This is a genomic window from Vibrio sp. V08_P9A1T1 (genome assembly GCF_963874405.1).
In the GTDB taxonomy this organism is placed as follows: Bacteria; Pseudomonadota; Gammaproteobacteria; order Enterobacterales; family Vibrionaceae; genus Vibrio; species Vibrio anguillarum.
In genome coordinates, this window is record NZ_CAWNIB010000290.1 from 1 (window position 1) to 16032 (window position 16032).

General features: G+C 45.0%; 16 protein-coding genes. 9 read left to right on the top strand and 7 right to left on the bottom strand.

The features are described 5' to 3' along the window. Positions 1-46 precede the first annotated feature (46 nt). Positions 47-838 (top strand): siderophore-interacting protein, encoded by a 792-nt coding sequence (locus AACT21_RS14575; RefSeq protein WP_094164097.1) that lies wholly within the window; start codon positions 47-49, stop codon positions 836-838. Between the two features lie 126 nt (positions 839-964). Here AACT21_RS14575 and phnR read toward each other — a convergent pair whose 3' ends face one another. Next, positions 965-1675, bottom strand: a complete 711-nt coding sequence (phnR, locus tag AACT21_RS14580) for a phosphonate utilization transcriptional regulator PhnR (protein WP_026027711.1) — start codon at positions 1673-1675, stop codon at positions 965-967. Between the two features lie 173 nt (positions 1676-1848). Between phnR and rnk the strand changes: the two genes are divergently transcribed. Beyond that, positions 1849-2256 carry a nucleoside diphosphate kinase regulator gene (rnk, locus tag AACT21_RS14585; RefSeq protein WP_026027712.1) on the top strand — a complete coding sequence of 136 codons (408 nt, stop codon included), beginning with the start codon at positions 1849-1851 and terminating at the stop codon, positions 2254-2256. A 68-nt stretch (positions 2257-2324) separates the two neighbouring features. Here rnk and yjjG read toward each other — a convergent pair whose 3' ends face one another. Both yjjG and AACT21_RS14595 read right to left on the bottom strand, forming a co-directional pair. Next, on the bottom strand, positions 2325-2999 hold the full coding sequence (gene yjjG / locus AACT21_RS14590) for a pyrimidine 5'-nucleotidase (protein WP_017045536.1): 675 nt from the start codon (positions 2997-2999) through the stop codon (positions 2325-2327). Positions 3000-3157: 158 nt separating this feature from the next. Further along, on the bottom strand, positions 3158-4777 hold the full coding sequence (locus AACT21_RS14595) for an NAD(P)/FAD-dependent oxidoreductase (RefSeq protein WP_038148414.1): 1620 nt from the start codon (positions 4775-4777) through the stop codon (positions 3158-3160). Between the two features lie 213 nt (positions 4778-4990). Here AACT21_RS14595 and fdxA point away from each other — a divergent pair, with 213 nt between their 5' ends. Further along, positions 4991-5314 (top strand): ferredoxin FdxA, encoded by a 324-nt coding sequence (fdxA, locus tag AACT21_RS14600; protein WP_010318513.1) that lies wholly within the window; start codon positions 4991-4993, stop codon positions 5312-5314. A gap of 127 nt (positions 5315-5441) precedes the next feature. Here the strand turns inward: fdxA and AACT21_RS14605 are convergent, their stop codons facing one another. Further along, positions 5442-6176, bottom strand: a complete 735-nt coding sequence (locus AACT21_RS14605; RefSeq protein ID WP_017049576.1) for an RNA methyltransferase — start codon at positions 6174-6176, stop codon at positions 5442-5444. Between the two features lie 132 nt (positions 6177-6308). On the opposite strand from AACT21_RS14605, the gene AACT21_RS14610 reads away from it, so the two are divergent. The 3 genes from AACT21_RS14610 to msrB all read left to right on the top strand — a co-directional run bounded on the left by AACT21_RS14610 (position 6309) and on the right by msrB (position 9597). Then, positions 6309-6452: a hypothetical protein gene (locus tag AACT21_RS14610; protein ID WP_013867835.1), complete on the top strand. Its 144-nt coding sequence runs from the start codon at positions 6309-6311 to the stop codon at positions 6450-6452. Positions 6453-6570: 118 nt separating this feature from the next. Beyond that, positions 6571-8319 carry a formate--tetrahydrofolate ligase gene (locus AACT21_RS14615; protein WP_094164098.1) on the top strand — a complete coding sequence of 583 codons (1749 nt, stop codon included), beginning with the start codon at positions 6571-6573 and terminating at the stop codon, positions 8317-8319. 144 nt (positions 8320-8463) lie between these two features. After that, positions 8464-9597, top strand: a complete 1134-nt coding sequence (msrB, locus tag AACT21_RS14620) for a peptide-methionine (R)-S-oxide reductase MsrB (RefSeq protein WP_094125479.1) — start codon at positions 8464-8466, stop codon at positions 9595-9597. 93 nt (positions 9598-9690) lie between these two features. Here msrB and folE read toward each other — a convergent pair whose 3' ends face one another. Then, the gene (gene folE / locus AACT21_RS14625) at positions 9691-10344 is read right to left on the bottom strand and encodes a GTP cyclohydrolase I FolE (protein WP_013867838.1); all 654 of its coding nucleotides are present in this window, start codon (positions 10342-10344) and stop codon (positions 9691-9693) included. A 152-nt stretch (positions 10345-10496) separates the two neighbouring features. On the opposite strand from folE, the gene moeA reads away from it, so the two are divergent. From moeA to AACT21_RS14640, 3 genes are all read left to right on the top strand, one after another. Next, a complete protein-coding gene (moeA, locus tag AACT21_RS14630; protein WP_017046934.1) occupies positions 10497-11732 on the top strand; it encodes a molybdopterin molybdotransferase MoeA in 1236 nt (411 codons plus the stop codon). An 8-nt stretch (positions 11733-11740) separates the two neighbouring features. Then, the gene (gene moeB / locus AACT21_RS14635; RefSeq protein WP_013867840.1) at positions 11741-12490 is read left to right on the top strand and encodes a molybdopterin-synthase adenylyltransferase MoeB; all 750 of its coding nucleotides are present in this window, start codon (positions 11741-11743) and stop codon (positions 12488-12490) included. A 75-nt stretch (positions 12491-12565) separates the two neighbouring features. After that, a complete protein-coding gene (locus tag AACT21_RS14640) occupies positions 12566-13396 on the top strand; it encodes a sulfurtransferase (protein WP_176430200.1) in 831 nt (276 codons plus the stop codon). A gap of 55 nt (positions 13397-13451) precedes the next feature. Here the strand turns inward: AACT21_RS14640 and AACT21_RS14645 are convergent, their stop codons facing one another. Continuing rightward, the gene (locus AACT21_RS14645; RefSeq protein WP_445285943.1) at positions 13452-14732 is read right to left on the bottom strand and encodes a glycoside hydrolase family 18 protein; all 1281 of its coding nucleotides are present in this window, start codon (positions 14730-14732) and stop codon (positions 13452-13454) included. 162 nt (positions 14733-14894) lie between these two features. Beyond that, on the bottom strand, positions 14895-15887 hold the full coding sequence (locus AACT21_RS14650) for a sugar-binding transcriptional regulator (RefSeq protein ID WP_013867843.1): 993 nt from the start codon (positions 15885-15887) through the stop codon (positions 14895-14897). Between the last annotated feature and the right edge of the window lie 145 nt (positions 15888-16032).

The window sequence follows — 16032 nt, forward strand, 5'->3', positions numbered from 1 at the left end:
GTTTAAGGTTATACCTACAAAAGACAAAACGGTAATCTAGAGAATAATGAAAAAAGAAACAGAACCTAAACGCTCTTTCTATCCACTCACGGTTGCGGATAGCCAGCAGATTTCGCCTTCCCTGCAACGCATTACGTTACAGGGTGACTCAATTGAGCATTTTACACTTGAAAACGAAGGCGATTATATCAAGCTGTTGTTTAGTGAAGATGGTGGCACTGATTTGTCACGGTTAACCCCTGATCAGCGCCCAATAATGCGCACTTATACCATTCGAAGCTTTGATACGACCAACAATCGCATTGAAATCGATTTTGTACGGCACGAAGCGGAAGATAAGCAGTGCGGATTTGCAGTCAGATGGGCGATGCATACGGCCATTGGCGATACGATTTCAATCGCTGGCCCAGGTAAAGCTCAAGGGTTGAATCCCAATGGGAAATGGTTTTTCTTAGCCGCTGACATGACCGCGATCCCTGCCCTTGCAGCTCAATTAAAACGCTTACCGCGTGATGCAAAAGGTTATGCAGTAATTGAAATTGAGCATGTGGATGACAAACAGGCACTACAGGCTCCGGAGAACATAGAGATCTCTTGGGTAGTGAAAGACAGCAGCACCAATTTGGCGACTTCGGTTATCGAGAAAAATTGGCTGGGTGAGAATGGCTCGGTATGGTGTGCGTGTGAATTTGATACCATGCGCGCGCTAAGAGAGTATTTTCGCAATGAAAAAGAGATAGCCAAAGACTATATTTATATCAGCAGCTACTGGAAACGTGGCGTCAGTGAAGATGGGCATAAACAGCTCAAACAAACGGATGCACAAACTCAGTCATAAACAGCAATAACACAGTAAAAAGGTGACTTAATAGAGGTCGCCTTTTTCATTGAATACGCTCAATTTTCAACGAACATAGCTTTAACAGACCTAGCTTTAACGGACCTAGTTTTAATGGACCAAGCCTCAGCGGGCCACAGTGAGCTTGGCTAACGACTCAATACAAATCGCGTCATGTCGCCAGTATTCGATGCCACAATCGATCAGTTCACCCTGTTGATTATAATTAATGCGCTCAACGACCATCGCCGGAGTGCCTGATGTAGCGCGTAGCGCTTGCGCCATATGACCAAGCAAAGAGCTAGTGGTAATTCGATAACGGACTGTTTGATACTCCACGGCAAAATGGTCGCGATAAATATCCGTCAGTGATTGAGACAAATCGAAAGTCAGCAAGTTGGGAAACAATTCAGGGCGCACGTAATTCGTCACATAGACCACGGGGCGATCTTCTAAATAACGCACACGATCAATTTGGTAAACATCCGAAAATGGCTTTAATCCCAATAAGAGCGATGCTTGTTTATTGGCTAATAGCGCTTTTGCCATCATCAGTTCCGTTTTTGGTACTCGGTTTTGTGCTAAAGCCATGTTGGTAAAATTCAGAGTTTGGGTTGGGTCGTAACGTATCGGCTCGGGAGAAATAAACCAACCTCGCCGATCTTCTCGGTAGATCTTGCCATCCGCTTCCAACAGAGACAAAGCCTCACGCAGGGTAACGCGTGTGGTATTAAACGACTCTGCAAGTTTTCGTTCAGAAGGTAATTTTTGACGAGGGGCAAGCATGCCAGCATCGATTTGTTCAACAATCACATCTTTAATTTTTACGTACTGCACAACATCCACTCCCAGCCTAAATACGTGCATGCCAAATTCATAACAAACTGATACCGTATTATTTGCATTCTATGTCGAACAAGATTAATGTCATAGCCTGAATCGCAATAACATTGACGTTAATTTTTATACCGCCTAGCTTTTGGGCGGTATTTCTTTTTGGAGTATTAAAAATGTCAAACTTAGCACCTGTCTTAGTTTCAAGCCTTGATATGGACAGAATATCCGCATTACTGGATGGCATGCCTAAACTAACGCCAGAGTTAGAAAAGCTCGAGGCTGAGTTGGATAGAGCCACCATTGTCGCCCCACAAGAGATGCCAAATAATGTGGTGAGCATGAATTCGACCGTACGCTTCAAGTTTATCGACAGTGATGAAGTGATCGAAAAAAATCTTGTGTACCCACATGAAGTGAAAAGCAGTCAAGATATCTCTGTTTTTGCCCCAGTAGGCAGTGCATTGTTGGGCCTAGCTGTTGGTCAACAGCTCAGTTGGCCAATGCCAGGTGGTAGAGAAAGAGTGATTGAGATTCTTGATGTAGTTTATCAACCTGAGCGTGACGGTGAATTCAACCGCTAACGAATCGATTTGTTGGTGTGGAGCTCGATATCATCACTCCACACCCCAAACCACACCATTGTAAATAATTATGCGACCAAAATATCTTTAAGCTCGTGCAATGAACGCACATGGTAGTGTGGCTCAATACCCTCAACAGCACTTGCGCCAGTAGAGTTTAGCCAACAGGTCTCAATACCAAAATTCAAGCCACCTAGAATATCGGAATGCGGGTTATCTCCTACCATCAATACACGATTTTTAGCAGGGTTGCCCATTTTGTCTAACGCGTAGGCAAAAATCCCGTGATCGGGTTTCGCTACACCAACCTCTTCTGAAATAATCACGTGGTCAAAGTATTCACTCATCCCCGTTCTTTGCAAACGAATCGCTTGAAGTTCGGTAAAACCATTAGTAATGATGCCAAGTTTCGCTCGACCTGTAAGGGCATCCAATAACTCTTTTGCTCCTGGTAGTGGAGTGCAAATATCAGCCATGGCTTCAAGAAATGCGCTGTTTAATTCCGTGGTTGTCGTCGCGAGCTTTTCTGCCCACTCTGCAAAACGAGTATGCTTCAACTGCGCCGCCGTGATATCACCATTTTGGTAATCGACCCACAGTGGTTTATTAACTTCTTGGTACTGCGCAAAATCTTGTTCAGTAAACAACACTCCTTTGCGCTCAAACATCAGCTGCATACCTTTGAAAGCATCAAAATGAAACAAGGTCTCGTCAGCGTCAAATAAAATCCAGTCGTACTTCATGATCTCTCCTCATAATGTTCGGGCTAGTTTAGATTGTTTTTAGTTAAATGATAATCTCTATCAGAAGAAACTTTTAAAATTCAATGTGATAACGAATCTAATCGTCCCTGTAATAAAAAAGGCTCCAATGAGCCTTTTCTTATGCTTAATATTGCAAATTATGATGCTTTTTCAGCTTCGTTAACCATAGAAAGCGCCAATGCTTCGGCCGCTTTAATACCATCAATGCCTGCTGATAAAATCCCGCCCGCATAACCTGCACCTTCACCTGCCGGATAAAAGCCTTTCAGGTTGATGCTTTGGAAATCTTTACCCCGTTTAATGCAAATGGGTGATGACGTGCGAGTTTCTACTCCAGTTAACAAACCATCCTCAGAGGCAAATCCTTTGATCTGCTTATCAAACGCTGGGATCGCTTCACGAATGGCTTCAATAGCAAAATCAGGCAACGCTTTTGAAATATCTGTCAACTTGATGCCGGGTGTAAAAGAGGGTTCGACATCACCTAACGCACTCGGATCACGACCTTGTAAAAAGTCACCAATTTTTTGTGCTGGCGCATCGTAGTTTTCGCCGCCAAGTTGATAAGCTCTTGATTCAAGCTCACGTTGGAAGCGCACGCCCGCTAGCGGATCACCGGGATAATCACGTTCAGGATCAATACCCACTACAATCGCACTGTTAGCATTACGTTCTGCGCGAGAATATTGGCTCATGCCATTGGTCACAACGCGCCCCTCTTCAGAAGTAGCCGCCACTACCGTGCCACCGGGGCACATGCAGAAGCTATAAACGGTACGGCCATTCTTACAGTGGTGAACCAATTTGTAGTCCGCCGCACCAAGAATGGGGTTCCCCGCATTCGCACCAAAACGCGCTTCATCAATCATTGATTGTTTATGTTCAATACGGAACCCTACTGAAAAGGGTTTGGCTTCCATATAAACGCCACGTTCATGCAGCATTTCAAAGGTATCACGTGCGCTATGACCGACCGCAAGGACAACATGACGCGTTTTAATTTCTTCACCATTTGACAACGTAAGCCCAGTAATTTGCCCTTCTTCGATGTGAATGTCATCAACACGAGTACTAAAACGAATTTCACCGCCTAATTCGATAATTTTGGCACGCATTTTTTCAATCATGGTCACCAATTTGAACGTACCAATGTGCGGTTTGCTCACGTACATGATTTCGGCAGGTGCGCCCGCAGCGACAAATTCTGTAGTGACCTTACGACCATAGAAGTTAGGATCTTTAACTTGGCTATAGAGTTTTCCATCAGAAAAAGTTCCCGCTCCACCTTCGCCAAACTGCACGTTAGATTCAGTATTCAATGTACGTTTACGCCAAAAACCAAAGGTATCTTTGGTGCGTTCGCGCACTTCTTTACCACGCTCGACAATGATTGGGTTAAACCCCATTTGAGCAAGAATCAGTCCTGCGAATAGACCACAAGGGCCAAAGCCTATCACCACTGGGCGCTCAGTAAGATTCGCTGGCGCTTGAGCAACGAATTTGTACTCCATATCCGGCGTCACTTTCACATGCGGATCGTCAGCAAACTGAGCAAGCAACTCTGTTTCATTCTCCACGCTCACATCTAGCGTGTAAATCAGCATGATTTTCGTTTTCTTACGAGCATCGTAGCCACGTTTAAACATATTGAATGAAAGAACTTGTTCATCAGCAATACCAAGTTTTTCAGTAATAGCAGCAAAAATTGCCCCTTCCTCGTGGTCCAAAGGAAGTTTAATTTCGGTTAAACGTATCATGTCGGTGTCTCGTTTTAGTCGGTGTCTTAGCCAAAGCCGCAAGCGGCCCGCTCACAATGGCGCGCATTTTACGGGAAATGGCGTTATCTGTCATACTAAATCCCGAATTCATCACACGTTACGCTAGATATTCATAGCGTTGGATGTTGAAATTTAACTTGGGATGCGTATTATCCCCATTCTTCATTTTTGACTAACTAAGAGCTGATCATCATGGCGTTTGTCGTAACGGATAATTGCATCCAATGTAAATTTACTGACTGTGTCGCGGTATGCCCTGCAGATGCCTTTCACGAAGGCCCCAATTTTATGGTGATCAACCCCATTGAATGCATTGATTGCGGTTTATGTGTTCCTGAATGTGCAGCTCAAGCTATCTTTCAAGAAGATGAACTCCCAGAAGATCAGAAGATTTACATCGAACTCAATGCTGAGCTTGCCGATATATGGCCGGTGCAAACCGAAGTCAAACCAGCCATGGATGATGCTGAAAAATGGAATGGCGTGCCAAACAAACTGGGGATGTTAGAGAAGTAGTCTTTTCTTCTTATAACTAGCGTTATAAAAAAAGCGCAAACACGGCATCCGTTATCACGCTTTTTGACGACAATCCAAAGCAACAACTTTTAAGCTTTACTTATTGATCGAGTGATCTTGGTTTGATCTAGTGATGTTGGCGGCGCAGGTTATCCAAAATAATACCCGTAGCCATTGCTACGTTAAGTGACTCAGCTCCCCCGAAGGCGGGAATGGTGATTTTGTCGGTAACATATTGAGCCGCTTCGGCACGAATACCATGTGATTCACTGCCCATCAATAAAATCCCTTCTGCTGCAAATTTCGTATGATGTACGCTCTCACCTTCTAAAAAAGCCCCATAAACAGGTAGATTTGAACTCTGTAAATAAGCACCCAAATCCACTTGGCTCACCGTAACACGCCCAAAGCTGCCCATGGTGGCACTGATGGTCTTCGGATTGTATGGATCGGCGCAATCATGGCTAGCGACAATGTATTTAATGCCATACCAATCAGCGACACGGATAATCGTCCCTAAATTACCGGGGTCAGAAACACCATCGAGAGCGATCATCAATCCTTTCGCTTCAGGCACCGTCACTTCGGGGATCTCAACGACGGCGATTGCCGCATTATTGCTCACCAAAGTGCTGGCTTTGGTTAAGTCATCTAATGTGGCCTCAATGCATTCAAAAACACTAAGCTCAACGCGGTTTTGTGCGATAAACTCCGCAGTGGCAAAAACCTGCTTTACCGTCAGTTGGCTGTTAATCAATTCCAACACGTTCTTTTCGCCTTGCACTAAAAACAGGCCATGAGCCTTGCGCTGTTTCTTTTGGCCTAAAGCACGAAGTAGTTTCAGTTGGTTTTTTGAAATCATAAAATATCCGCAGTGAGGTAAGGTTGGCCTAGTAAAAACGCCGCATTATAGAGTAAAGGCCGTCAGAGCTAAAGCAGTGTAAGTCGAGTTTCAATACCATATGTTCAGTTACTAACAAACAAGGAAATCCATATGAAACGTTTTCTTCCCTCTTCCGTTATGTTAACCCCCTTTGTCGTCAAGCATTATGATCAACAAGATAGTGATCAACTTGAAGATGATCATCATAAAGAGCCCAACGACAATGACACAAAAGAGAACGAAGAATCGAGCTAAAAGCTCAGACATTAGTTTATAATCCACTCATTAAATAACTTTACAACCCATTTTTTGACGTTATTATCGCGACGCAAACGTTTTCCCAACCCGTACAATACTAAATAATGAGGGTTTTATGCTGCCTGATATTGAAATTTGCCGCGCCACTTCATTAACCTCCATAGAGGCTATCGCTAACAAAGCAGGATTCACCGCCAGCGAATTCCACAGCCAAGGCCGCTTTAAGGCGAAAATTTCATTAAGTTGCCTTGAACGTTTGCAAACACAAACGGTTGGAAAGTTAATCCTTGTGACTGCCATTACTCCAACGCCATTAGGGGAAGGAAAAACCGTCACGACCATCGGCCTATCACAAGGAATGGCAAAATTGGGTCATTCGGTGATGGCATGTATTCGTCAACCCTCAATGGGACCAATCTTTGGTGTTAAGGGCGGAGCCGCTGGCGGCGGTTATTCACAAGTGGCACCAATGGAAGAGCTCAATTTGCATCTCACTGGCGATATCCACGCCGTCACAGCCGCGCATAACCTAGCGGCAGCGGCGATAGATGCCCGGATCTATCACGAACAGCGCCTTGGTTATGACGATTTCGAGCAACGCACCGCAATGAAAGCACTGCGTATCGACCCGAATAATGTGGTTTGGAAGCGAGTGATGGATCACAACGATCGCGCATTGCGCATGGTTACCGTTGGCCGAAATGAAACGGATAAATCAATCAATGGCTTTGAGCGTGAAGATGGTTTTGATATTTCAGCGGCTTCTGAGCTGATGGCGATTCTTGCATTAGCCAAAAACTTAAACGATCTGCGTCAACGGATTGGGCGGATTGTCGTCGCCTATAGCCACCATGGTACACCGATTACCACTGAAGATTTGCAAGTCGCTGGGGCGATGGCTGTCAGTATGAAAGAGGCGATTGAACCTACATTAATGCAAACGTTAGAAGGCGTACCGACACTGATTCACGCCGGGCCTTTTGCCAATATCGCGCACGGTAACTCTTCTATTATCGCCGATGACATCGCCACAAGGTTAGCCGAATTTACTGTAACAGAAGGCGGCTTTGGCTCTGATATGGGATTTGAAAAGGCGTGCAATATTAAAGCAGCGACATCTGGGAAAGCGCCAGATTGCGCCGTTATCGTCACCACACTTCGCGGCTTAAAAGCGAACTCTGGTCTGTATGAATTGCGTCCCGGGCAGCCAGTTCCCGACACTCTATTTCAGCCAGACCATGCCGCGTTGGTGTCCGGTTTTGAAAATCTCAAATGGCATATTGAAAATGTGAGTAAGTATGGAATACCCGCCGTGGTTGCCATTAACCGCTTTCCACAAGACAGCCAAGAAGAGCTTGAGCAGCTCGCAATGATGATTCACGCACTACCCTACCAGGTAGAGGTTGCACTGAGTGAAGGTTTTGCTCTTGGAGGCGAAGGGACGACTGAGCTTGCTTCCAAAGTCATTAAGCAGTGTGAAAAAGTGAGTACGTTCACACCGTTATACCAAGCACAGCAGACGATCGAAGATAAGATCAACGCCGTAGCGAAAAAGGGCTATGGCGCGGCAAGCGTCACTTTTACTGATAAAGCACGACGTCAAATGCACAACATGCAAGAGCAAGGTTACGGGAAGCTTGCTGTCTGTTTGGCGAAGACGCCGCTTTCAATTTCAACCAACGCTGCGATTAAAGGCGCACCAAAAGGTTTTGATATACCGATCCGCGAATTAAAGCTCTGTGCGGGTGCTGGCTTTATCTATGCGCTATGCGGCAACGTGATGACCATGCCGGGCCTTCCTGAAAAACCCGCCTTCATGTATTTAGACATTGATTCTAAAGGAAATATTATCGGCCTAACCTGATATTATTGTTCGAAATTAACCTTTCTGAGCGCAAATCTTCGGGCTCAGAAAGGCTTTCTTCACGCTATTTGTTTTCTTTCTCTGTAATTTTTTGCGCTTTTCACCGTTCTTTACCAGTATCAATAAAAATAAGTAAGGTCGGTTATGAAACGTTTTACTCCCTTTATATTCTCAATAGCGCTTATTGTGCCTATTCTGTTTTCGCTATTTAGCCAAGCAGAAACTCAGCCTAAAACCATGCCCAGCATTGGTAATCAGCAAATCGCGACATTAGCTGGGGGCTGTTTTTGGTGTACAGAATCTGATCTTGAAAAACTCAACGGTGTCATTAGCGTTGTCTCTGGTTATGCGGGTGGCAGCCTTGAAAACCCTACCTATAAACAAGTCTCATCAGGAAAATCGGGCCACATTGAAGTGATTCAAGTGACCTTTGATCCGCAAGTTGTCAGCTACGAAAATGTATTGGATCATTTTTTCCGCCACATTGATCCGACAGATGATCAAGGCTCGTTTGTTGATAGAGGCCCACAGTATCGGCCTGCCATTTTTTATCACAACAGTGAACAGAAGCAGACCGCGCAGCGTTTTATGCAAGAAATCGATGCGCTAGGGATCTTCAAAAAGCCGCTCAAAACAGAGCTGATTCAATACAGCCAATTTTGGCCTGCTGAAGAGTACCACCAAGATTTTTATAAAAAGAGCAAAGTACGTTACACCTACTATCGTCATGCTTCCGGACGTGACCAATATCTTGATACCATCTTCGGCAAAGATCGTAATGAGCACCCAAAAACCTTACGTCAATTGATCGAAGCGCAAAAAATGCAAAACAACGTTAAGGCATACAATAAACCTTCGAATAAAGAAATACGCGCCAAATTGACTGATTTGCAATATTACGTGACGCAAGAAGAAGGTACTGAACGCGCATTTAACAATGAGTATTGGGATAACAAAGCCGATGGTATTTATGTCGATGTAGTCAGCGGAGAGCCATTATTCTCTTCTACCGACAAATACCGTTCTGGTACAGGCTGGCCCAGTTTTACTCGGCCAATTAATGAAGCGTATATTGCGACCAAAAGCGATTCTCGGCTTTTTTATACCAGAACCGAAGTGCGCAGCCGTTTTGCAGATTCTCACCTAGGTCATGTCTTTGAGGATGGACCAGCACCAACCGGCTTACGCTACTGCATGAACTCCGCCGCGATGCGATTTGTACCAAAAGAGGCGATGCAAGCTGAGGGCTATGGCGAGTACTTGGTTCTGTTTCAATAAGGCGTGCGTGGTAAAACGAAAAAGCCCTCGGCTTCACTTGCGAGGGCTTTTTTAGTTGATCAACGTTAATCGATGGACTCAACTGAGATTCGATTAATGTAAACCATGGAAAAATTCGGCGCGGGTGGCAGGGTTAGATTTAAAAATACCGCCTAATGCTGTGGTGGTCGTTTCACTGGTCGCATCCATAACACCACGTGATTTAACGCAGTAATGAGTGGCATCAATGGTGACTGCGACATCGTCTGAACCGAGTAAGGTTTGCAAAGCCACCAGAATCTGCTGTGTCATTCGCTCTTGAACTTGGGGGCGCTGAGCAAAAAAACGTACAATACGGTTAATCTTAGAAAGACCAATTATCTTGCCTCTTGGGATATACGCCACCGCGGCTTTACCATCGATAGTCACTAGATGATGCTCACAGGTGCTGGTCACGGTAATCTCTTTTACGCGCACCATTTCACTGACGTTCATCTTGTTTTCGATCACAGTAATTTTGGGGAAGTTTTGATAATCGAGGCCAGAAAACACTTCATCCACATACATTTTCGCAATTCGATGGGGCGTCTCTTCTAAACTGTCGTCGGTCAGGTCAAGACCGAGTAGTGTGAGGATCTCACGCATATGGTGTTCGATTTTTTCTTTCTTTTCTTCACGAGTAACCTCATTTGGACGCATAGGCGTTTCCAAACCTCGGCTCTCTAGCGCATCTTTGACCAACTTTGCTGATTCGCTAAGACCTAGCATTCCGATTCCTCTTACTTTTTACCCCTTTCGGATGGCAGACAAGGATACTCGGAATTTTGAATAATTACATCCATATTTTAAGGATGGTCATTATTGCCTGTAAGCAATGTATGATAAAGTCCTCGCAAAGAAAAAAGCTATAGGAACCGATCATGGGCTGTTGTGATTCACCGGGCTTAATGCCTATCGAACAAGCGTTAGAGACAATGCTAGCGAATATCAAACCCATCCAAACGACGCTGAAACTACCGCTAGCCGACGCATTAGGCTATGTGTTGGCCGAAGAGTTACTCTCACCCATTTTTGTGCCGCCTTTCGATAACTCAGCGATGGATGGATACGCTATTCGATTAGCTGATCTGCAACAGTCAACCACCCTGCCGCTGGCTGGTAAATCTTTTGCCGGTCTTCCATTTGAAGGGCCGTGGCCAGCCAACAGTTGCGTGCGAATTATGACTGGCGCGAAAATTCCAGCTGGTTGCGACGCGGTGATCATGCAAGAGCAAACGACCGAAAACGAAAATGGTATCTGCTTTCTACAGCCGAATGCGAAGCCTCAGCAAAATATTCGCCCCACTGGTGATGACATCAAACAAGGCGATGTAGTACTACATAAAGGGGCTCGCTTGACTTCGCGTGATATCCCAATGATAGCTACACTCGGCATCAGCCATGTGACCGTTTTTCGTAAACCCAAAGTGGCCTTTTTCTCAACTGGAGATGAGCTAAAACCACTCGGTGAACCTCTTGCTGAGGGGCAAATCTATGATAGCAATCGTTATGGCATTAAACCATTAATTGAGAATTTTGGTTGTGAAGCGATTGATCTTGGGATCATTGCTGATTGCCCTGCCACTTTAAAAGCTACCTTTGATAAAGCTCAACATTTGGCCGATGTGGTTATTACTTCTGGCGGCGTAAGTGTAGGCGAAGCTGACTATACCAAAGATATTTTGCAAGAACTCGGAGAAATCGGTTTTTGGAAACTGGCAATAAAACCGGGCAAACCGTTTGCATTTGGAACATTAGATCATGCTTGGTTCTGTGGCTTACCTGGCAACCCCGTTTCAGCCGTATTAACCCTATACGTCTTGGTGCAACCTATGCTGGCTAAATTGGCTGGACACACTCAGTGGAAAGCACCGGAGTCCATTCCAGCCATCACTAAAAATGCCTTTAAAAAATCACCGGGCCGTACTGACTACCAACGCGGTATTTACACAATTGAAAATGGCCAGTTTGTTGTTGAAACTACCGGAAACCAAAGTTCGGGGGCATTTCGTTCGATGAGTCTCGCCAACTGTTTTGTGGTGTTAGAACAAGATCGTGGCCGAGTGGAAGTGGGCGAAACCGTCAATATCCAACTTTTTAATCCCAGCTTGTACTAAGGATCACTATGGAGATCCTATCTGATCAGGAGCTACTTCGTTACAACCGACAAATCATTCTCAAACAGTTTGATTTTGAAGGACAAGAAGCACTTAAACAAAGCTCTATTTTAATTCTTGGCGCAGGAGGATTGGGCTGCGCTGCAAGCCAATACCTTGCCACGGCAGGTGTTGGTTCACTCACGCTCATCGATGATGATGTGGTTGAGCTCTCTAATTTACAGCGCCAAGTGCTGCACAGCGATGCCGATATTGGACGTAAAAAAGTGGACTCAGCGGCAGAGTCACTGCGTATGCTTAACCCGTATTTAACGGTAAATACCGTTGATCAACGCCTTGAAGATGCACAATTGAAAGCATTAATTGAACAGCATTCTTTGGTGCTGGATGCATCAGATAACCTTGATACTCGTAACCAATTGAATAAACTCTGCTTTCAAACTAAAACACCACTGGTATCTGGTGCTGCGATTCGCATGGAAGGGCAAGTCAGCGTGTTTATGTATCAGCACCCAGACGAGCCCTGTTACCAATGTTTAAGCGCTCTTTTTGGTAGTAACGTACTCACTTGCGTCGAAGCGGGCGTAATGGCCCCTGTCGTCGGGATTATTGGCGCGGTACAAGCGATGGAAGCGATCAAAGTGATCGCCCAATATGGTCAGGTAAAACAAGGCAAAATTTTGATGTTGGACGCCCTTTCAATGACGTGGAGAGAAATGAACTTAAGCAAACTCGCTCACTGCCAGACTTGCCAGTAAATGAAAGACAAAGACTCAATACTGTCTTTCTCGTTCGTCCACCGCGTCAGCCCACACAATAGGAGAGTTAAACTCATGTCACCACTCGTCTCCCCCCAATGGCTAGCACAAAAGTTAGGCGACCCGCGCACCGTTGTTCTTGATTGCAGTATTGAATTCCAAATTCCCAGTGAAACTGAGAAAGATACTCTGCATAGCATTCCCGGCGCTCGCCGCTTTGATTATGATGGTGAATTTTGTGACCTACAATCGCCACTACCTCATATGATGCCTAGTGAAGAGCGCTTTAACCAATTAGCACAATCGATCGGTTTAAACCACGATTCGATCGTCGTTGTCTATGACAATAGCGGAACGTTTGCATCACCGAGAGCATGGTGGATGCTCAAAGCAATGGGACATGCGTCGGTATACGTTCTTGATGGTGGATTAACAGAATGGAAACGCCAAGGTTTACCCGTTGTAAAAGAGTACACACATGCCTTTAAACACGGAAACTTCCATGGCACGCTCGATCCTCGCTATTTTGTGAACGCAGACTATGTGCTTGCACAAATAGAGAACCCAGAGAGCTTAACTGTTGATGCCCGTTCACAAGCTCGTTTTTTGGGTCAAATAAAAGAACCAAGAGAAGGCGTGCGCAGCGGCCATATTCCTCACTCTATTTGCTTACCTTTTACAGAGTTGATGAATGGGCATAAGCTTAAATCACCGCAAGATCTACAACCTATTATGCAAGCAACGCTGACTGCTGGAAAAGAGCAATACATTTTCAGTTGTGGCTCAGGCGTAACCGCCTGTATTGTGCTGCTGGCTGCGCAAATTTGCGGCTACGAAAAACTGTGCGTTTACGATGGTTCGTGGACAGAATGGGGGCAACGCACTGAGCTGCCTATTGAGCTTTAGTCTCTGAATCAAATCCCCATCATTGTGGGGATTTGATCATGTTTTACAAAGCGTGTTATTTCAACTCATCAGCCATTGCTTTGATCAATTCATTTGAAGGATCACCTGAAAGTTCCCATGTAAAAATTCCCCCTAGCTTCGCTGATTTTGCCCATTTGGCTTTGGCGCGCACTGAACGTTCATCTTCATACGAGATAAATACTTTCTTTTCTGCATTCCATAAATATGGTGCTTGCGATTCTTGATCGTAACCATATTGATACCCTTGTGCCGCGCGATAATTTTTCATCAAATCCCAGAACATGAAATAGCCATTTTCACCGGTCCCAAACGGCGCTCCCTGCTCAGACACGAGATCAGCCGTAGGCAAACCACCCTCATAATCTTGAGTGCCTTGCCAACCACGTCCATAAAACGCCGCGCCGATAACCAATTTCTCGCTTGGTATACCCAATTCGATCATTTGATTGATAAACACATCGGCTCCCATTCCCCACCAACTGCGATCCGTCGCATGTAAATTGGTTAAATGGCCCGTTTGCGTTCCCCAACCACCCAGAAAATCATAAGTCATCGCAAACATATTGGTTAAATAAGGGGATACGGCTGGCCAATCTATCTGAGCCGCTTTCGCTCCAACCCCAACAGCAGTAGAAAGTTCATAGTGGCGAGCCGTCTTTTTACTCAACGCATCCAAATCAGCACGTAATGTTTTCATCAGCTCGGTATAGGCCTGTTTTTCTGCTTCTTTTTGTTCGTCGGTTAATTTCGTATCAGGATTCCAAGGCGAAGTAGTTAAACCGCCACCACCCGGATATTCCCAATCGATATCGATGCCGTCAAAGAAGGCGTACTGCTCTATAAGTTCAACCGCTGTTTTGGAAAAATGCTTGATCGTAGCAGGATCTTTTATCATTGCGTGGAACGGTTCAGACATTGTCCAGCCGCCAAATGAAGGCAGAATCTTAAGCGTCGGATAGTCTTTCTTCATTTGCGCAAGTTGAGCGAAGTGACCTTTGTAAGGAACTGGTACATCGACTGCACCAAACTCTTTCTCTAGTGCGGATTTAGTATCAACAACAATCGCACTAAATGGTGCTTTTCCTTCACATTGCTTAGCGATTTGCTTTTGTACGGTTTCACTGGCTCCAGAATGGGGGCCACACATACTCAAAAAGGCGTAAATAACATGAGTCAAGTTCTCTGCTGGAATATCTTTAACTGTGTAGGGGTTTTGCTCATTTTCATATTGCCAATCAGTAAAGTAGCCCGCCACGACGGGTTTGGTTGTCTCTGCGGTGGCGTTAAATGACGCAACAACGAGAAGGGCGATCATCAACTTGTTCATAAGTTTCTCCTTGGGTTTGCGTCAATACAGCAGAGAAATATATTTTAAGTTTAAAAATAATCAGCCAATGCGAGCCAAACTCAGATCTTAAAATCACGTTACAGTTATTGCAGATTAATTTATGAGCCTAAATTCACTAACCTGAATCCACTAACCAATGACGGTTTGTATCTGCTCATCTAAATTCAATACCGTTAACGCGTTGCTTACGCTGGTGGCAATCACATCAATTGCACCGGTGCGTAGCGCCCCAAGCAGCGCTAAAGGTTTGCTGTTTTCAGCCGCGATAGCGATCACCTCGGCAATCGGTCGAAATTCGTCAATCCCTAACCCAATAACACGATCGCTCATCACCGTATTGGCAGCTTTACCGTGGATATCAAAAAAATCATAACCAGCGAAATCCCCCACCACACCTTGCTGTAAACGCGACTGCACCACTTCATCGGCGGTAAACCAACCGAGATCGACCATGTAGCTGTTTTCACTCATATCCCCAATACCCACTAACGCAATGTCTGCCTTACGTGCTAAATCTAAGGTTTGTTTGACGGTTGCATTTTGCATAAATGCTAATTTTTGTTCGCGATTTTCAGCATAGGCAGGCGCATAAAGCGTTTCAGAGCTTCCACCGTATTTTTTGGCCAGTTGCCGACAGATATGATCCGCATTAAACATCCCACCTCTTGGGTGAATGCCACCAATACTACAGACAAACTTACACTCTCGCGGTGTGATAACGCCAATATGATGCGCCACGGCCGATACATTTCGGCCTTGACCAACGGTCACAACCATGCCGTTTTTTAGCGTACTGGTCAGGTAATTGGAAACCAACCCCGCCACTTGTTGGCGCTGCAACTCTTCGCTAGGTTGGTCAAGTGCAACCAGCGCACGTTTTACACCAAAGCGTTCAATCAGTCGCTGCTCAATTTTGGCACTAAAAACAGGGTGATATTTCACCGTAATTTCGACAATCCCTTCATCGCGTGCCTGTTTAAGCATTCGCCCTACTTTGGCTCGTGAAAGAGAAAACTTTTTCGAGATCTCTTCTTGAGTTGCACCATCTTGGTAATAAGCCACTGAAATTTCAGTTAATAAGTCAGTATTTTCGATAGAAATGTCTTGATTGGGAGTGGTCATACGGGATCTCATGGTCAATATTGTGCGCAGAATAACGACAATTGAGCATTTGCTCATTGACCTAGCATAGGTTAAGCCTCATTTACTTTGCAACATTTGCTCACGGAAATTACATTTTCTCACTCTGTTCAAGGCACAGTAACGT

What these genes read in the sequence shown, in the direction of transcription:
- AACT21_RS14575 (WP_094164097.1), top strand. Translation starts at nt 47, where the DNA reads ATGAAAAAAGAAACAGAACCTAAACGCTCTTTCTATCCACTCACGGTT.
- rnk (WP_026027712.1), top strand. Translation starts at nt 1,849, where the DNA reads ATGTCAAACTTAGCACCTGTCTTAGTTTCAAGCCTTGATATGGACAGA.
- yjjG (WP_017045536.1), bottom strand. Translation starts at nt 2,999, where the DNA reads ATGAAGTACGACTGGATTTTATTTGACGCTGACGAGACCTTGTTTCAT.
- AACT21_RS14595 (WP_038148414.1), bottom strand. Translation starts at nt 4,777, where the DNA reads ATGATACGTTTAACCGAAATTAAACTTCCTTTGGACCACGAGGAAGGG.
- fdxA (WP_010318513.1), top strand. Translation starts at nt 4,991, where the DNA reads ATGGCGTTTGTCGTAACGGATAATTGCATCCAATGTAAATTTACTGAC.
- AACT21_RS14605 (WP_017049576.1), bottom strand. Translation starts at nt 6,176, where the DNA reads ATGATTTCAAAAAACCAACTGAAACTACTTCGTGCTTTAGGCCAAAAG.
- AACT21_RS14610 (WP_013867835.1), top strand. Translation starts at nt 6,309, where the DNA reads ATGAAACGTTTTCTTCCCTCTTCCGTTATGTTAACCCCCTTTGTCGTC.
- AACT21_RS14615 (WP_094164098.1), top strand. Translation starts at nt 6,571, where the DNA reads ATGCTGCCTGATATTGAAATTTGCCGCGCCACTTCATTAACCTCCATA.
- msrB (WP_094125479.1), top strand. Translation starts at nt 8,464, where the DNA reads ATGAAACGTTTTACTCCCTTTATATTCTCAATAGCGCTTATTGTGCCT.
- folE (WP_013867838.1), bottom strand. Translation starts at nt 10,344, where the DNA reads ATGCTAGGTCTTAGCGAATCAGCAAAGTTGGTCAAAGATGCGCTAGAG.
- moeA (WP_017046934.1), top strand. Translation starts at nt 10,497, where the DNA reads ATGGGCTGTTGTGATTCACCGGGCTTAATGCCTATCGAACAAGCGTTA.
- moeB (WP_013867840.1), top strand. Translation starts at nt 11,741, where the DNA reads ATGGAGATCCTATCTGATCAGGAGCTACTTCGTTACAACCGACAAATC.
- AACT21_RS14640 (WP_176430200.1), top strand. Translation starts at nt 12,566, where the DNA reads ATGTCACCACTCGTCTCCCCCCAATGGCTAGCACAAAAGTTAGGCGAC.
- AACT21_RS14645 (WP_445285943.1), bottom strand. Translation starts at nt 14,732, where the DNA reads ATGATCGCCCTTCTCGTTGTTGCGTCATTTAACGCCACCGCAGAGACA.
- AACT21_RS14650 (WP_013867843.1), bottom strand. Translation starts at nt 15,887, where the DNA reads ATGACCACTCCCAATCAAGACATTTCTATCGAAAATACTGACTTATTA.